The organism is Pantanalinema rosaneae CENA516 (assembly GCF_050753385.1).
In the GTDB taxonomy this organism is placed as follows: Bacteria; Cyanobacteriota; Cyanobacteriia; order Leptolyngbyales; family Leptolyngbyaceae; genus Pantanalinema; species Pantanalinema rosaneae.
Genome location: NZ_JBLZFZ010000015.1, coordinates 37689 through 54673 on the forward strand (window position 1 = coordinate 37689; position 16985 = coordinate 54673).

Annotated in this window: 17 protein-coding genes; 10 read left to right on the forward strand and 7 right to left on the reverse strand. The window is 53.0% G+C overall.

Annotated features, from left to right (window positions below):
• The first annotated feature begins 8 nt into the window (after positions 1-8).
• From ACN4EK_RS10980 to ACN4EK_RS11020, 9 genes are all read left to right on the forward strand, one after another.
• On the forward strand, positions 9-176 hold the full coding sequence (locus ACN4EK_RS10980) for a hypothetical protein (RefSeq protein WP_431657907.1): 168 nt from the start codon (positions 9-11) through the stop codon (positions 174-176).
• A 124-nt stretch (positions 177-300) separates the two neighbouring features.
• Positions 301-1803: an N-acetylmuramoyl-L-alanine amidase gene (locus ACN4EK_RS10985; RefSeq protein ID WP_431657908.1), complete on the forward strand. Its 1503-nt coding sequence runs from the start codon at positions 301-303 to the stop codon at positions 1801-1803.
• Positions 1804-1840: 37 nt separating this feature from the next.
• Positions 1841-2716, forward strand: coding sequence for a glutamate racemase (gene murI, locus ACN4EK_RS10990; protein WP_431657909.1), 876 nt, complete (start codon positions 1841-1843; stop codon positions 2714-2716).
• 47 nt (positions 2717-2763) lie between these two features.
• Positions 2764-2961 (forward strand): hypothetical protein, encoded by a 198-nt coding sequence (locus tag ACN4EK_RS10995; protein ID WP_431657910.1) that lies wholly within the window; start codon positions 2764-2766, stop codon positions 2959-2961.
• 55 nt (positions 2962-3016) lie between these two features.
• The gene (thyX, locus tag ACN4EK_RS11000) at positions 3017-3751 is read left to right on the forward strand and encodes an FAD-dependent thymidylate synthase (protein WP_431657911.1); all 735 of its coding nucleotides are present in this window, start codon (positions 3017-3019) and stop codon (positions 3749-3751) included.
• 166 nt (positions 3752-3917) lie between these two features.
• On the forward strand, positions 3918-4982 hold the full coding sequence (gene hemE / locus ACN4EK_RS11005) for a uroporphyrinogen decarboxylase (protein WP_431657912.1): 1065 nt from the start codon (positions 3918-3920) through the stop codon (positions 4980-4982).
• A 164-nt stretch (positions 4983-5146) separates the two neighbouring features.
• Positions 5147-6115, forward strand: coding sequence for an NAD-dependent epimerase/dehydratase family protein (locus ACN4EK_RS11010; protein ID WP_431657913.1), 969 nt, complete (start codon positions 5147-5149; stop codon positions 6113-6115).
• 89 nt (positions 6116-6204) lie between these two features.
• A complete protein-coding gene (locus ACN4EK_RS11015; RefSeq protein WP_431657915.1) occupies positions 6205-6486 on the forward strand; it encodes a DUF2470 domain-containing protein in 282 nt (93 codons plus the stop codon).
• Positions 6487-6513: 27 nt separating this feature from the next.
• Positions 6514-8178 (forward strand): ABC transporter substrate-binding protein, encoded by a 1665-nt coding sequence (locus tag ACN4EK_RS11020; protein ID WP_431657916.1) that lies wholly within the window; start codon positions 6514-6516, stop codon positions 8176-8178.
• Here the strand turns inward: ACN4EK_RS11020 and glsA are convergent.
• The 7 genes from glsA to ACN4EK_RS11055 form a co-directional block, all read right to left on the reverse strand.
• The gene (gene glsA / locus ACN4EK_RS11025; protein ID WP_431657918.1) at positions 8175-9089 is read right to left on the reverse strand and encodes a glutaminase A; all 915 of its coding nucleotides are present in this window, start codon (positions 9087-9089) and stop codon (positions 8175-8177) included. The genes ACN4EK_RS11020 and glsA overlap by 4 nt on opposite strands.
• A gap of 59 nt (positions 9090-9148) precedes the next feature.
• Positions 9149-9493 carry a carbon dioxide-concentrating mechanism protein CcmK gene (locus tag ACN4EK_RS11030; protein WP_431657919.1) on the reverse strand — a complete coding sequence of 115 codons (345 nt, stop codon included), beginning with the start codon at positions 9491-9493 and terminating at the stop codon, positions 9149-9151.
• A gap of 64 nt (positions 9494-9557) precedes the next feature.
• Positions 9558-9869: a carbon dioxide-concentrating mechanism protein CcmK gene (locus ACN4EK_RS11035; RefSeq protein WP_431657920.1), complete on the reverse strand. Its 312-nt coding sequence runs from the start codon at positions 9867-9869 to the stop codon at positions 9558-9560.
• Between the two features lie 138 nt (positions 9870-10007).
• On the reverse strand, positions 10008-10394 hold the full coding sequence (hpxZ, locus tag ACN4EK_RS11040) for an oxalurate catabolism protein HpxZ (protein ID WP_431657921.1): 387 nt from the start codon (positions 10392-10394) through the stop codon (positions 10008-10010).
• 1 nt (position 10395) lies between these two features.
• Entirely contained in the window at positions 10396-11289 is an 894-nt protein-coding gene (locus ACN4EK_RS11045) for an alpha/beta fold hydrolase (RefSeq protein ID WP_431657922.1), read from the reverse strand.
• Between the two features lie 97 nt (positions 11290-11386).
• The gene (locus ACN4EK_RS11050) at positions 11387-13795 is read right to left on the reverse strand and encodes a M48 family metalloprotease (protein ID WP_431657923.1); all 2409 of its coding nucleotides are present in this window, start codon (positions 13793-13795) and stop codon (positions 11387-11389) included.
• Between the two features lie 136 nt (positions 13796-13931).
• A complete protein-coding gene (locus ACN4EK_RS11055; RefSeq protein ID WP_431657924.1) occupies positions 13932-14171 on the reverse strand; it encodes a hypothetical protein in 240 nt (79 codons plus the stop codon).
• Between the two features lie 322 nt (positions 14172-14493).
• Between ACN4EK_RS11055 and ACN4EK_RS11060 the strand changes: the two genes are divergently transcribed.
• Positions 14494-16980 (forward strand): CapA family protein, encoded by a 2487-nt coding sequence (locus ACN4EK_RS11060; RefSeq protein ID WP_431657925.1) that lies wholly within the window; start codon positions 14494-14496, stop codon positions 16978-16980.
• Positions 16981-16985 lie beyond the last annotated feature (5 nt).

Here is a 16985-nt window from a genome sequence, read left to right on the forward strand (position 1 = left end):
AATTTCTCATGCCAAACGATGTAGCACTCCAGGAAACTAAATGGCTGAATTTACGTCTGACGCGAGTACATTCTCGGATGGCAAGCTTCAGTCAGCTATTTTTCCTTGATTTACAGGTTGACCTGATCGCCATCTTAAGAGATTCGTTATATTGGCAACCTCAAGGTGACTCATGACCTCAGAATCACTGAATCATTGAGTGCCTTTTGTATCGTGCTCCTTGTTTAGCTCCTCCAGAATTCCACAAGTACCGTGAACAAATTTCCCTGCTCCTTACTGCTAGCGACTTCTCTACTCCTGATGGGATCCCCTGCTCTGGCGGGTGGGCTAGAAACGTGGCGATTCGACGATCGCCAAAATCGGTTAGAGTTTACGACCGATGACGGTGTGCAACCAAAAGCCCAGCTGGTTGGCAATCCCACCCGCTTAGTGATCGATTTACCCGGAATTACCTGGGGTCGTCCCCAACTGAATCAAGCCGTCAGTGGGAACTTTCGTTCCATGCGGATCGCCCAATTCGATCGCTATACCACTCGAATTGTGGTGGAATTGGCACCGGGATACACCCTGGATCCGCAGCAGGTCAAGTTTCGGGGGATTACCGCCCGCCAATGGAGCGTTCAACTCCCTACCCCCCAACCGCTCGCCGCTGGAACTCCATCCGTTCCTTCAGCCAGTGCTGCCACCCCATCGGTTTCGATCGTCTCTACCCCCCCTGCCGCCAGTTCGGGTTCCTCCAGTAGCCAAGCCCCTTCAGTCAACAGTCGTCCCTGGCAATCACCGAGCCAACGACCGGAGCCAACCGCCTCAGCCGCTACAGGGTTAACCACGATCGAGGCGATCGAGCTAGCGGGGAATGGTAGCCAACTGGTGATTCGCGGCAATCAATCCCTGAACTACGATGCCAATTGGGATCGAGCTTCAGCCGCCTATCGGATCACCTTGAATTCTGCCCAACTGTCACCCAACATTCGCCGACCGCAGTTGAGTCCTGGCAGTTCCATCCTTAACCTGCAAGTTCGGCAGGAAAATCCCCGTACCGTGTCGCTACTGGTACAACCTGCCGCTGGAGTCCAGATTAATGGCGTGAGCCAGTTGAACCAACAATCGGTGGCGCTGCAACTACAACGAAACCGCCAACCTGTTTTGACTCCTCCAGGTAACGTGGGCTCTATTCCTGTGCCGCAGGCTCCCCGCACCACCACTCCTCCAGCAATTAATCCCATACCGGGTCAACTCCCTCGGGTGCCATCGGGGCGGTTAGTTGTAGTCATCGATCCGGGACATGGTGGGCCTGATCCAGGCGCAGTCGGGATTGGTGGGTTGCAAGAAAAAGGAATTGTGCTGGATATTGGCATCAAAGTCGCTAGTCTGCTACAACAACAGGGTGTTCAGGCAGTGTTGACGCGGCAGGACGATCGCGATCTGGATCTAGAACCCCGAGTGCGGCTAGCGGAACAAGTGAATGCCACCGCCTTTGTCAGTATCCATGCCAACGCCATTAGCATGAGCCGTCCAGATGTTAATGGGCTGGAAACTTATTACTTTCAAAGCGGTGCAGAGCTAGCCCAAGCCATTCATCAAAATGTGTTGGCGGCAACGGGGATTCCCGATCGGCGGGTGCGTACCGCTCGATTTTATGTATTACGGCGAACGTCTATGCCGTCGGTACTGGTAGAAGTTGGCTTTGTCACCGGGCGAGATGATGCCGCGCGGTTGTCTGATCCAGCATACCGGAGTCAGATGGCAGAAGCGATTGTTCGTGGTATTCTACAGTACCTTCAACGGTCTGCCCGTTCCTAAGCGACAAGTTGTTGATCACAAACAAGAGGTGTGTGGAGTGTCAGAAAATCAGTTTACGATCGGTCATCTGTCCACTAGCCGATCTCGTAATGCGGCTCCGATTGGCGTGTTTGATAGCGGGGTAGGTGGACTCACAGTATTGCGAGAGCTATACCGTCAACTGCCCCAGGAATCGGCGCTTTACTTTGGTGATACGGCTCGTCTGCCCTATGGCACCCGCTCTCAAGCCCAGATTCTTCAGTTTGTGCGGGAGATTCTCACCTGGATGGTTGAGCAGAACGCCAAAATGGTGATCATGGCTTGTAACACCAGTTCCGCCTTGGCATTAGAGGCAGTGCGATCGGAGTTCAACATTCCGATTCTGGGACTGATCCTGCCCGGAGCCAGAGCCGCTGTCCAACAGGGACGACGCATTGGGGTGATTGCCACCCCTGCCACCGCCACCAGCGATGCCTACCGTCAGGCGATTCAAGAAATTGATAGTGAGGTGCAAGTTTGGCAGGTTGGTTGCCCTGAGTTTGTCCCACTAATTGAGCAAAATCGGATTCACGATCCCTATACTCAAACCGTAGCTAGCACCTATCTAGAACCGTTGCTCCAACAACAGATCGACACCTTAATTTACGGCTGCACTCACTATCCCTATTTGGCTCCAGTCCTACAACGGATTCTGCCCCCCCAGGTCAAACTCATTAATCCAGCCGTACATGTCGTCGCCGCCGCCGCTCAGGAATTAGATTTATTGGGATTACGCAATCTGCGTACCCCCGTACCAACCCGTTTTTGTGTCAGTGGCACTCCAGATAGCTTTACGCATCTCGCTAGCCAATGGTTAGGCTTTACCCCCCTGGTAGAACAAATTCAGCTACCGGAACTGTGTTACCAACCAGCCACCCTGGAAGCGGTTGAGTAATCCGTCACCCGTAGGGCGTTGGGTCAAACGCCCTGCAAGGAATCACTATGCCTGAATTCCCCTCCCAATTTCGACCAGACGAGTTACAGCAATGGCAGGAATGTGTTGCCGAAGCCGATCGCTACAATATTCTCTGTCACTGTCGCGTTTGCGATCGAGAATGGATCGCTTCCACGCAAGAACGCTGTCAGTGTGGCAGTACCCATGTTGAACATATCGCCTGCTGGCAGTTTCCCGATGACTGATTCCACCGGTCGATCGTCCACCAGTTCACCCTTTCCCACACCACCTTAGTTGCCAATGACCTCAACTGTCTTATCATCACCGACCACCTGGCTGGATCCCTTGAACGATGGCAAAAGCCGCATCGAACTGATTGCCAGCATGGGTAGTGATCTGGATATTGTCAACGATGCGCGGGCGAGTTTTGAGAAAAGCTCCCCTGAACTGAGCGACAAAGATATCAAGCTGATCCACTACCTGATCAAACATCAACACACCAGCCCCTTTCGCGGCGTAGTATTTAAGTTCAAGGTCAAAGCTCCGCTCTATGTCTGTCGGCAATGGTGGAAGCACGTGATCGCCAGTAACCACAATGACGAACAGTTAGGCTGGAACGAAAAAAGTTTTCGTTATGTGGCGATCGACGATAGCAACGAATTCTATATTCCCCAAGTATTTCGGCAGCAGGCTAAGAGTAACAAGCAAGCGACCGAAGGCGCATTAGACGAAGCCGCGAACCAACAGGCGATCGACCTTTATACAGCGCAATGCCGCGCCAGCTACGAAGCCTATCAAGCTCTCCTGAATTTAGGCGTTGGTCGGGAACAGGCTAGAGGTGTATTAGTCCCCTCCGTCTATACCTCCTGGGTCTGGACAGTCTCCCTCCAGGCAGTCTTACACTTTATCGGCTTACGTCAAGGCGCAGGCGCTCAAAGCGAAATCGGTGCCTACGCCCAAGCCATCCAGACCTTAATTAAACCGATCGTTCCCGTCGCCATTGCCGCCTGGGAATCCTGTCACAGCGAATTCTAACGAGTTCTCCCCCATCTTCCCCATCTCCCCACCTGCCCCATTTCCCCTATCCTCCCAACCCCTCCGGATTTCACAATCGATCGGCGATTTCCGATCGCAAGGCGCAAAACGGTTGTCCCAGAGTGGTAAGCTAACAAATGCACTCGAAAACTAGGACAACGTTTAGATGACCGGGTCAACCCAGGTTCCCTTTCTGCTTCGCGCTGCTCGTGGTGAAATTCTAGAGCGTCCCCCTGTCTGGATGATGCGGCAGGCAGGTCGCTACATGAAAGTCTATCGAGATTTGCGGGATCAATACCCCTCGTTCCGCGATCGCTCGGAGAAACCGGAACTGGCTATCGAAATTTCACTTCAGCCCTTCCGCGCCTTTCATCCGGATGGGGTGATTTTGTTTTCCGATATTTTGACTCCCCTCCCAGGGTTAGGCATTCCCTTTGACATCGTCGAAAGCCGAGGTCCAATCATCGATCCGCCGATTCGCAGCCTGGAACAAATTAATCAACTGCGTCCCCTGGAACCCGCCGAATCTCTGCCCTTTATTCGGGAAACCCTGCAAGCATTACGGCAGGAAGTCGGGAATCAAGCCACTGTCCTGGGATTCGTTGGTGCGCCCTGGACGCTCGCTGCCTATGCGATCGAAGGGAAAAGCTCTAAGGATTACACCATTATTAAAAGCATGGCGTTTAATGAGCCAGCCATGTTACATCAGTTTTTAAGCAAGTTAGCAGCCGCGATCGCCACCTACGCCTGCTACCAGATTGAGTCTGGGGCACAGGTGGTGCAGATGTTTGACTCCTGGGCAGGTCAACTCAGTCCCCAGGACTACGCGACGTTTGCGCTGCCCTACCAACAGCAGGTCTACAAACACGTCAAAGCGGCCCACCCCGATACCCCATTGATCCTTTACATCAACGGTAGTGCTGGTATCCTAGAGCAAATGGCCACATCGGGCGCTGATATTGTCAGCGTAGATTGGACTGTAGATATGGCACAAGCCCGTCAACGGTTGGGTTCCGAGATTGGGGTTCAGGGTAATGTTGATCCTTGTGCGTTATTTGGCTCCAAGGACTTCATCCGCGATCGAATTTTGGATACCATCCGCAAAGCGGGTCAGTGGAAACATATTCTGAATCTGGGTCATGGGATTCTCCCCAGTACCCCTGAAGAAAATGCTGCCTTCTTCTTTGAAACAGCAAAACAAGCCCATGAGTTGCTGGCTGTTCATGCTTGATTTGGGTTTGATCGTTGGTTTTGTTGGTAATGAGTGAAGTCTTAGATATAGAGTATGAAGGCTTGGGGAACGACGATCGTTGCCTACCGAACGCTTAACCTCTCAGATTTGGCTTAAAATCAACAATCCCACACTTCAAACCCTGCTATCCATCTAATCTCCTGATGACATCCAAACGGATTTTCGTGACTGGCGCAAGTGGCTGCATTGGTCACTACCTGGTTGAAACTCTCATTCAAGCAACAAACCACGACCTATTCCTGCTAGTCAGAGACCCAGACAAGCTGAAGATTGATTACAACGCTCGTCCGGGAATCACGATCTTGCAAGGAAACATGCGGGAGATCGAGCAGTTTAGCGACTTGCTGAAAACGGTGGATTGTGCAGTGCTGGCAGCAACCGCTTGGGGAGGTCCTCAGGAAGTGTTTGACGTGAACGTCGTCAAAACTATTCGGTTGATGAATCTGCTCGATCCCGAGCGCTGTCAGCAGGTAATCTATTTCTCAACGGCGAGCATCCTGAATCAAAATAATGAGTTGCTGAAGGAAGCAGGCGAGATTGGCACCGATTATGTGCGATCGAAATATGTCTGCTACCGTCAACTGGCTAAGTTAGCCATCACTCCCAAGATTACGACGGTGTTTCCGACCCTGTTGTTAGGTGGCGACAAACAGAAACCGCAATCCCATATTTCTTCAGGCATTGCTCAGGTGACACGCTGGATTGGGTTAGCTCGCTTTTTCAGTGCCAACGGCAGTTTTCATTACATTCATGCCCAGGATGTCGCCTGGATCGTCAAGCATTTAATTGACAACCCACCGGAACCCGGAGAATCACGCGATCTGGTCTTAGGCAATCCGGCAACGACGATCGATCAGGCCGTCGAAGAAACCTGTGCCTATTTGAACAAACGCATTTTTTTCCGCATTCCGTTAAATCTCAAGCTGGCGAATTTTCTGATTACGCTATTTCAGATTAAGGTGGGAGCCTGGGAAAAGTTTGCCATGCGGTATCGCCACTTCATTTATCAAAACCCTGTCACTCCCTCTACCTATGGGATGCCAACCTACTGTGCCACCTTTACCGATGTCTTAAAACTGAGTGGCATTCGTCCCGGCAAACTCCATAAATAACTCCATAAATCAAGGGATCGGACTGAAGCAGGGTAGATTTCCCGGCTCTCATCCCCGATAATGGCTGAGGACTGAAATTCTCAAGCACTATGTCTGATCCCATTACTCCCGAAATCAGCCAACGGATTTGCCAGCACATGAATGATGACCATGCCGATGCAGTGCTGATGTATGCCAAGGTATTTGGCAAGGCAACGTCAGCTACCTCAGCAACGATGGTCGCGATCGATCCGCAAGGGATGGATCTGATGACGCAAGCCGATGGCACAGACATCCCGGTTCGGATCACCTTTGACCATGAACTGCGAGATTCCGAGGATGCCCACCAAACCTTGATTGCCATGGTCAAACAGACCCGCGTTCAGGGGTAATTCACCCTCACCATTCATAGCAGGGAGATGGGGTTGGCAGTGAATCGCTCAATCATCAGAAAGTTCAGGCGTTATGGCATTTTGGCATTGGTGTTGACGATCGCGATCGCCCTGACGAATTGTGCCGTTAACAATCAGCCATCATCTCCCCCCACTGCCACCTCCCCCACCACGGGAACACTCATATACGGATCAAGTGGGCAACCCGTCAACCTGGAACCAGGCAACATCACCGATGGCAACTCGATCATTGCCCAAAACCAGATCTATAACCGTTTGTTGGACTTTAAACCGGGCACAACCGAATTAGCTCCGGCGCTGGCAACCGAGTGGTCGGTTTCATCCGATGGCAAGACCTGGACATTTAAACTGCGCCAGGGGGTGAATTTCCATGACGGTACGCCCTTTAATGCCGAAGCCGTGAAATTCAATGTCGAGCGCTGGTGGGATGCCAACCACCCACAGGGCTTCCGCAATGCTGGCAAGATCTACGAAATTTGGCAGCAACTATTCGGTGGGTTTAAAGACAGTCCCACGTCGCTGCTCCAAGCCGTGACTGTGGTTGATCCATACACGATTCAATTTGTTTTGAATCAACCCTTTTCCGCCTTCCCCCAGGCGATCGGATCGAGTTTTTTCGGCATTGCCAGCCCGACAGCCATTCAGCAAGCCGGAGCCAATTATGGTAAACCGGGATCACCCGTTGCCGGGACAGGCGCATTTGTCTTCAAAGAATGGCGGACGGGCGATCGGATTGTGCTGGCAAAAAACCCGAATTACTGGCGATCGGGTCTGCCCAAAATCGATCAACTCGTCCTGCGGTTTGTTACCGATCCGGCGGCTCGCCTTGCCCAACTCCGGGCTGGACAGATTGACTTCACAGTAGAACTCACCCCTGACCAGAAACCCGAGATCGAGCGTGATGCCAATCTCACAGCCTTATCTCGTCCGTCCTTTAATGTCGGCTATCTGGCACTCAATCCCAGCTATCAGCCCTTATCTGACCAACGGGTGCGGCAAGCGATCGCCTATGCCATCAACCGTCCCGCGATCGTGCAGGCATTCTGGGGCGATGCCGGAATTCACGATGCCCACTTTACGCCGCCGACTCTGGCATGGTCACAGGATCAAACCCTCGAACCCTACCCCCACGATCCCCAACAGGCAAAACAATTACTGGCAGCCGCAGGGTATCCCAACGGGTTTGATCTGGAACTCTGGTATATGCCCGTTTCCCGTCCCTACTTCCCTAACCCCAAGCCGATCGCCGAAGCCTTTGCGGCTGACCTGAATGCGATTGGGATTCGGGTTGTTCTCAAAACAAAGGATTGGGCAGCTTATATCAGCGATCGACGGAAACCCCCTGGCTATCAGTCCTTTATGTTGGGTTGGACGGCTGACTACGCCGATCCAGATAGTTTTTACTACGCCCACTTCGGTCCCAGTGCCACCGATGATATTGGGAACTGGCGCAACGATCGGGTGACTCAACTCCTGAATCAGGCACGGGCAACTGCCGATCAGGTGGGTAGAGCAAAACTGTATAGTGAGGTCGATCGGATTTTGCATGAGCAAGTATTGCGCCTCCCGATCGTCCATTCCCAACCCTTAGTCGCTCAACGCAAATCGGTTACAGGTTGGGTACCCAGTCCATTAGGCACAGAACCCTTTGAAGCCATTAGTAAACCCTAGCCAAACACGCTCAAATTTAACGATTGCGCCATCTCCCGCAATAATGCCAGTCCAGCAACGGAGTTACCCGCCTCATCCAGGCAGGGGCTATAACAGGCGATCGCGCCCTGCCGGGGCACCACAGCCAGCAATGCTCCCCCCACCCCCGATTTCATTGGCACTCCCACCTGCACCGCCAAGCGCCCCGAGGCTTCATATAACCCACAGGTCAGCATCAGAGCATTCACCAACCGTTGATGGGTAGGTGAGATCGCCCTGTGAGGGTATACCAACAACATGCCTAATTTGGCTAGGTCAGCCACCGTCGCTGATAGACAACAGATTTGATTGTAGGTATCCAGGGTAATGTCGATCGCGTCAACCGAACCCGCTTGAGCCAGAGCATGGGCGATCGCCCGATTCGCTTCATTTCGCAACGATCGCACCGATGCCAACATCGCCTGATCTAAAACCAGACTGGCACCCGATTGCTGATTCAGCCATTGCCGCAGATACTCACAGCGCTGGTCGCCATCCCGACCCGGTAAATGGGAGGCTAACGCGATCGCCCCACTGTTGAGCATGGGATTACGCGGAAACCCGCGATCGGCCGTCAATTGCAGCAACGAATGAAACGGTTGGTCGGAGGGATCCATACCCACCCAGGTAAACACCGTGGGGCTGCCCAACTGCTCCAGCAAAACCAACAGCATTAAGGGCTTGACCACACTCATCAGTGGAAAGGTCTGTGCCAGATCCCCCGCCGCATAGGTTTGACCATGCATACACTCAACCTGAACCGCAAAGCTGTCAGGGTTTGCCGTTGCCAGGAGAGGAATATAGTCCGGTAGTCGCCCAGTTTGGGGCTGTATCCTCACAGCCCTGACCCAGGTATCCAACTGCACCTGGGTTAATGCGGTGAGTCCTGTCAAATTCAACCCTCGCGGTAGACGGCGGTGCTGCCCAGTGTTGTGTCTTGATGAGTTTAGAGCTAGGAAGCTGGACTGATCGCCCGTTGCCCTTCGACCGATTGCCGGAAGCGTTCGACATCATCGCCATAGCTAATCGGCAGTACCGCTTCCACATTCTCATGGGGGTTGGGAATAATCACCCAGGTTTCAACTGTGCCGCCATAGACCGCTTCCGCCGCCTCCACACCGGCTTCAACCGCCCGTTTGACTTCCGACACGTCACCCCGAATGTTGACGGTAAACCGAGCACTCCCTGCCCGGATATAGCCGACTAAGGTAATCCGTCCCGCTTTCACCATCGCATCGGCTGCTGCCAATACTGCCGGAAACCCCTTTGTTTCAATTGACCCAACCGCCTTTGGCATATTGCTCTCCTAAACAGATGTGACTGATGTAAAACCCAACTTGCTCCGCCGTCACTAACCGCCCCTAAAATCGAAACCGCTCTACTCTGGACGTAAATTCGATCGGCAGGACTGACTCTACATTCTCCGGGGGATTCGGCACAATGTAGTGGGACACCAACCGACCACCGGGAGGCGTAAAATTTGCCGCCTCTACCCCTGCCTCTACGGCGGTTTTGACCTCGGCTGTCGGACCCCGCACTGCCACCAGAAATTCTGCCCGCTCTGCTAACCCAAAATAAACCAGCGTGACGCGCCCTGCCTTCACCATCGCATCGGCTGCGGCTAGCACCGGAGGAAACCCGTCTGTTTGAATGACTCCTACCGCTAGCGGCATGACAATCTCCTGAAATCGATGGAAAGCACAGAATTCATTCTATGCATCTTCCATGTCATTTGTGGCACCCGAAGTAGTTTTCGTCACCAGTTTTTGCTTATGTAGACAATTACTAAAACTTCTCTAACGTTACCGGGGTTAATCGGGCAACAACGAAACATGCGCCGAAACAATCTTCCAACCTTCTGGAAAGCGATACCAGGTTTGGCTTTGTCGCCCCGATCGCTCTACTCCCTGAATCCGCCGCCGAAATTCTAGCGTCACCGTTGCCGTATCACTGCCAAAGGTCACGACTTGCAGTTGAGCAATCTCTCGGTGTAAATCCTGGGTAGATCGCTGTTGCCGAAACGCCCGAATCGCTTCAATGCCATAAAGATTCTCTGTCGCCCCAAACCGGACTACTTCGGGAGCCGCCCAAAACAGATGATCCAGGGTTTGAATATCGTTGTCACACAGCGCTTGTTCGTATTGGAGATACAGGGCAGCTAATTCCGCGACTAAAGCTGGATCATTAATGGTAGGCATATCACGCAACCTGAGTACAGACCTGCAAAATCTGTGCCGCCGTGAATTGAGGCTGTTCCAAGTGGGGCACATGCCCACAATCCGGCACCCAAATTAGTTGGCTATGGGGAATGGCTACCCGAAATTTTTCAGCATCGGCGGTGCCCAGGATACGATCGCGATCGCCCCAGAGGATCAATGTAGGCGACGTAATCCGAGCAATTTTATCAGCCAGAAAGTTATACCCCCCACTTTTGGTAAAGGCAATCAGAGCGCGATGCCAGTAGGCAGACTCCAGATGTAACGCCGTACAAAGTAAAGCGTCTGCCGTTACTAAACTGGCATCGACGTAGGCTTGCAGGCTGACTTTCCGGCGCACCCCCGGACGACGCAAAAACTCCGCTGCCAGATACCCCAAGGGGGGAATCAGGAACTTCCCAATCGCTGGAGCCGCCGCAAATCCAGCACTATTGATCAGCACCAATTGCTGCACCGCCTCTGGATAAGTTAAGGCAAAATCGATCGCCACCGCACCGCCCATCGAAGCCCCCACCAGAACCACGGGCTGACCAATTAGAGTTTTCCAGGTGTAGTAAAGGTGAGTCTTAATCACCACGGGATCAATAGGTTGATTCGGCGATCGCTCCGTAAAGCCAAACCCCAATAGATCCACTGCCCAGGTTTGATGCTGTGTTGCCAACAAAGGCAGCAGACGGCGAAACTCTAATACAGAACTATCAAACCCATGCAGTAAGAGGATAGGCAAATTGCCCATACCCTGCTGCACATAGGCAGTGGCGATTGGCTCAGGGCTAAAGGGCATGAACACAGGCTGTTGGCGAATCTGCTGAGCCAGGGCGATCGAGGTGGCTTCAGTTAATTGACTAACGGTAGAAGGAAGAAAGCTAGGAAACATACGCCCTAGTCTATCTCGATTCTGGAATTGCCTGAGGATTCAGGAATTCATCCATTTGCCTGCCATCACGCACCGCCGACCGGCTCCAGTTCCGCCACTAGAACAACTGGGGTAATAGGAAGCCTAAGACGATCGCCCCCAAGCCCAAAAATGCCGTCCAGAAGCGGTGGTAGCTATGTACCGTCCACTTGCGATCGCATTCCATGGTGGTGTAATCAATCCAGGGCATAATGCCCCGGCGGAACCAACCCACGACCCGGACTTGTTGATGCACAAACCCAGCTGCCTGAGTCATCCCAAACAGGAAGTTACCCAAGGGCCCCCACCGAGACGAGTAGCGCAGGTAAATCATCCCCGTCGGGTCTTGTAGCTTCAGGTCAGACCCAAAGGCGTAACCCGCGTCTCCCCGACCAATCACTTCCCCGGCTAGTTTCACCGCCCGACCTCGTAACGGACTGGCATAGGGATCCGACATCAGCGTTAACACATCCGTTTCCGGGGCGCGGCTGAAGTCAGGATACATAAATACCATTTTCAGCAAAGTGCCAATCCCAAAGCAGATGAATGGCAGGGAAGCCAGGGGTCGCCAGTTTTTGGTCGAGGCAAATATCGCTATGCCGATCGCCAGACCCAAGACTAAGCCGATCGCATCTGCCCACAGCATCACAATATCCAAAGCAAAATTGCCATACAGCTTGTGCTTGTTCAACGATCGCCCTTCTCGGATCACCCGTCCCATCTCAAATTCCGTATCCAGTCCTAACTGTTCAGCGTAGCTACTGAGTGCCCGCACCCGCTTCCCGGTCAGAGGATGAGTCGAATTCAACTCCATCCACCATGCCCAGGGGTTAAACATATCCCAGAGAAATACTTTGCCCATCTTCTGGGGGTCGGCAGCAACCCGATAGGCAGTTCCCGTCAAGGCAGCCGATTTCGGATCCGCGATCCCTAATGCCCGTGTACCTTGCAGCACCTTACTCGGTTCCTGACTGCGCTTGCCTTCCTCTAATATGCCGTAAGCAATTTTTACCAGCGATCGAGATAACCCATTCGGATTGCCCGTCACTTCCGCCGCAAAGTGATCTGCATAGTATTCGCGAGTGCGGGAGAGATATAACAGCAGATATTCGCCCACAATATAGAACACATACGCCATGAGCGATGCCATCTGTGCCCCATTTCTGATCTGCTTGGACATCTCCCCATCCCCCAGAAAATCAACCATCTCTCGGGCATAGACATAGAGTAGGTAGGTGATTTGCACCAGGGTTGCTGCCAGCGTCATGACAGCGAAATCCCAATGGACAATGTGCCCCAGTTCATGGGCATAGACGGTGGCTATCTCGTCATCATCCAAATAAGTGAAAATTCCTTTACTCACCACTAACCGAGCGCTATTCGGCAAGGAACCATAGGTAAAGGCAGTCGGATTCTGGTCTTCAATAATGCCCAGCCGGGGTTCCTGAAGCTTTTTCTGCTGACACACTTCCCGGATGACTTTGGCGGCTTCGGGGCTGTAGCGCTGAATTTCGGAGAGGGTTGTCCAACGAGTGCCGTATAACCACCCCTGCACCAGATCCATGATCCACGGTGAGATAAAGAAAACTAACAGATTAAAGACGATCGTAATCGCAACACCGATCACCAAACCTTGCGTAGGATTCTCCTTACCGACAATGAGTAACAGTGCCACCACTACCACCAGAATCATGCCACCCAAAAGGGACAGGGTAATCCCCGAGGCGAGTGATAGGCTAGCAGCGACCCCGCGCATCGTCAGTTTGACACCTTGCCGATGCGATCGCCCCGCCTTGGGTAACGATCGTGGTTGGGCTGGCGGTTCTTCGGTAGAACCCTCAGCAGTAGCGGCTGCACTTGACTCCCCACCTGCCGTGGCTGTCTGTAAAGCTACCTCAGGAGCCAGGGTTTGCAGAAATTGTTTTGCCCAGGTCTGGACATATTCTTTGTCGTGGCTCAGTAATTGTTGGCAAAGCGCGATCGCCTCCGGTTTCTGCTCATTGCCCTTATAGGCTTTTACCAGCCACATCTGCGCCTGAGCATAGTCACCTTCACTCGGATCGGTGCCCCGACAATACGCCTCTAGCGCAGATACAGCTTCAGCAAATCGCTGCATCTTTAAGGCTTTATTGCCTTGCTGCAAGAATTCGCGGCTGGCTCCGGGGCTGAGGCGTTCGTAGGTTGGCTCGGGTGTCTCCGCAGGCGGTGGTTCTGTAGGGGTTGAGGTCAGCCGTGGCAAAATGCGCTCTGCCCATTCCCGCACCTGGGGGATAGAACTGGTTGCCATTTGATGACACAACGCGATCGCCTGCGATACCTGCCCCTGCTCCTGGTAGGCTCGCACTAACCACATTTGCGCCTGAAAATAGTCTTTCGAGTTCGGGCTGGTTTGACGGCAAAACGCTTCTAGTCTCTGAATGGCTTCAGAGAAACGGTGTTGCTGAATTGCCTCAATCCCAGCTTGCAACAGATCCGGATGAGGAGGCATGACAAAGATTCTCCTGAGTGATGAATGAAGCTAGGGGCACCCCTAGTCAGAGAATTCCCTAAGAAATCACTTCATCCATCAATTTCATCCCAAAAGAGGTTGACTCCGGAGAAACTCAATGATTTGCGAACAATGATCACGTTCGCTGATACCGAGAACTGGAACCCGAGTAACGGTCTAATGGTGGCATCTGAACTTTATTTTGTGCCTCGCGGCAAATGGTTCCAGCCTTAAGTTCTTCATACAGTTGTTGTAATGCTTCCATGTCAGTAGATGTGTAGCCCCTGATGGCGAGAACCTGCCGAATTAATCCTTCAGATTCAACGCTGAGATATCCCGTTTGGAGGGCTGACTGTACAAGGGTGCGAATCATCATGGCACCTGATGTCCCTGTTACGACGGTTGCCTTTACTATCAGCCATTTGGCGGAAATGCTGACTGACGGGGATCAGGGCTAGGCGTGATCTTTAATCTGGTTGCCAGTGATCTTAATCACATAGCATCGACATCCTTGAAGAGCAACCGATCTGACAAAGCAGGGATCAGCCTGGAATTCTTAATGCTTTCACCTTCAGATTTGTCGGTCATTCTAAAAATTCTGAGCTATTAATAGTCTGTGATTGCCGCCCGATCGCTGTAAAGGGTGACAAATCCCCGTTGAACAGCGACTTAGCGGCAGTGGAGTGTGAGGTGAGGATATGGTTCAGTCGGGCAGTCGTGTGAGGCATCCATCAGTTGTTGAATTAGCGCGAAGAGGAGACCAGCGAGCGATCGCCGCCTGGATCAACCGCTTGCTGTTGCCCTATGGTATGCGAGCGTACATTCGCCTGCCGCGACCGGGCTATCTCAAAATTTTGGTGGAATTTCAGTGGGATGGCAATCCAGAGGAGCTCTCGGAGCAGTGGCGGGATCATCTGATCCGGTTTGTTTGTCACCATATTTGCCGGCTCAATTCCAGTTTGATCGAAGGAGTCCGCATTGCCGGACGGTTTGTGGGTGACTCCGACATTATTTGGGAGCGATCGATTCGGATTGTCACCCCTGCCAATCGCGCTCGGCGGCAACATCAACATCTGCGATCGCGGATTCGTAACGCCTCCAAACGTAAGACGCGGTTACGCATGGTGCGGTCGTTTGTCACCAGTGGCCCCGCGATCGCCGCACTAATTATTGGGGGCATTTTAGGCTACGCCAAAGCCCCGATTCACCAAACTGGCGCGTCAGCCTCGTTAGATCCCCAACCCGATCAAGCGGTGATTCCGCCTCGACCGGATACTGTGCGGGCGGCCTTAGAAACCATCCCTGTGATCAAACATAACCAGGTCGCTAATCCCAGCGATCCATCCGTCAGTCTCTTGTTCAGCGGCGATGTTACCCTATCCGATCACTTTGAAGAGGTGATTGGCAAGGACTATGAAAAAGTGTTCGCCAAGATGGACGAATATCGCAAAGCGGATTTAGCCATGGTGAATTTAGAAAATCCGCTAACACGCTCAACCCTGGCAATGCCCAATAAACAATTTAATTTCAAAGCCGATCCAGAGGCAGTCAAAGTCTTAACTTCTGGTGGAGTAGACATCGTGACGATCGCCAATAACCACACTATGGATTATCAAGCAGACGGTTTGAAAGAAACGATGGATGTTTTAGATCAAGCGGGTATTCAACATATTGGGGCGGGTAATCACCTGCCAGAAGCCCGTCGTCCCGATATCTTTGATGTTAAGGGGCAGCGGATTGCCTATCTGGCGTACTACGGCGAAGAGTACGGTGCAGAAGCAAATAAAGCCGGAGTTAGCTCGATTAAGGAAGAACGCATTGCCGAAGATATTCGCGCCATTCGGGATCAGGTGGATTGGATCGTTGTTAACTTCCACTGGGGTCAGGAATTAGCCGAACATCCGGCTGATTGGCAAACCGAGCTGGGTCGCTTCACGATCGACCAGGGAGCGGATTTGATCGTGGGGCATCATCCCCATGTCCTCCAGGGAGCCGAAATTTACCGAGGACGACCGATCGTTTACTCACTCGGCAATTTTATCTTTGGTGGTAACTCCCGCACTGATTACGATACCGCCGTTTTGAAGGTGGCACTGAAAGACAAACAAATGAAGGTAGAATTCCTGCCGGTCGAAGTCAAAAACTACCAACCCCAAGTCGTCCAGGGCGATCGCGGCAAGCAAATTCTGCAACATCTGGAACAGCTTTCTGCCAGCTTTAAGCAACCCATGAAATCAGCCATGGTGTTGGATGCACGCACCTTCCCTCCGGCTCCGGGTCAACCTCCTACCGCCACCTCCACGAGCCCAGGTGAGTCCAGCCTCCCGAGTTCGCCTGCGATCGATACTCCGGCGACAACAACACCCACTACGCCCACGCCATCTACCGGCTTCTCAGCCCCCGCCAATCCCAACTGGTTAGATACCCCATCCCTGCCGACCACCAGCCCACTGGAGCAATCGGCTCCCAATGGTGGCTCTACCGATACGATCGTACCGTCGGATCAGGCTCCCGATCCCAGCCATTTACCATTACCACCCGCCCCTGGGGCGACCACGGAGCAACCCGGCGTGGAATCCACTCCCATGCTGCCAACGGATAGCGATCAACCAGCGAGTACCACCTCCAGTAGTCCCGATCCAGCGACGACTCCCGTTCCCGCACCTGAACCCCAATTACCGGCCTTCGCCCAACCCAATAACGCTGATTCATTTACCAACTCGCCCAACCACACGCCGATCACCCACCCCACGCCAGATTCTAGCTCTAGTACACCCGACTCCGGCGCAACCGCTCCCACCTCCCAGATGTCACCCGACAGCGAAACCGATCTCAGTGAACCCCAAGCCTTGGCTGGCCCCCAATTACCACCGCGATCGATGTTGCAACCTCATGCCGTTGCCCGGGTGAATTCCCTACCCACACCAAGCCAAGCACCGACCCCAGCCATTTCTCTGGAAGCGGCGGTGCAGATGGGAGTCTCGACCTTCTATCCGGCGACCGCTTCCGTTGAGCAGGCGGCACCAGATCCTCGATCGGCAGTACGTCCTGCCCCATCCTCTCAACCGCAGCCGCAGCGACAGCCCAAAACCGTTGCCAGCGCCAAAGGTCGGCAGACAGTCAAGCACACTGCGGGAGAAACCCTTTTCCCAGATGTGGCAATGCAAGGTAATCCCTGGTGGTGAGGTAA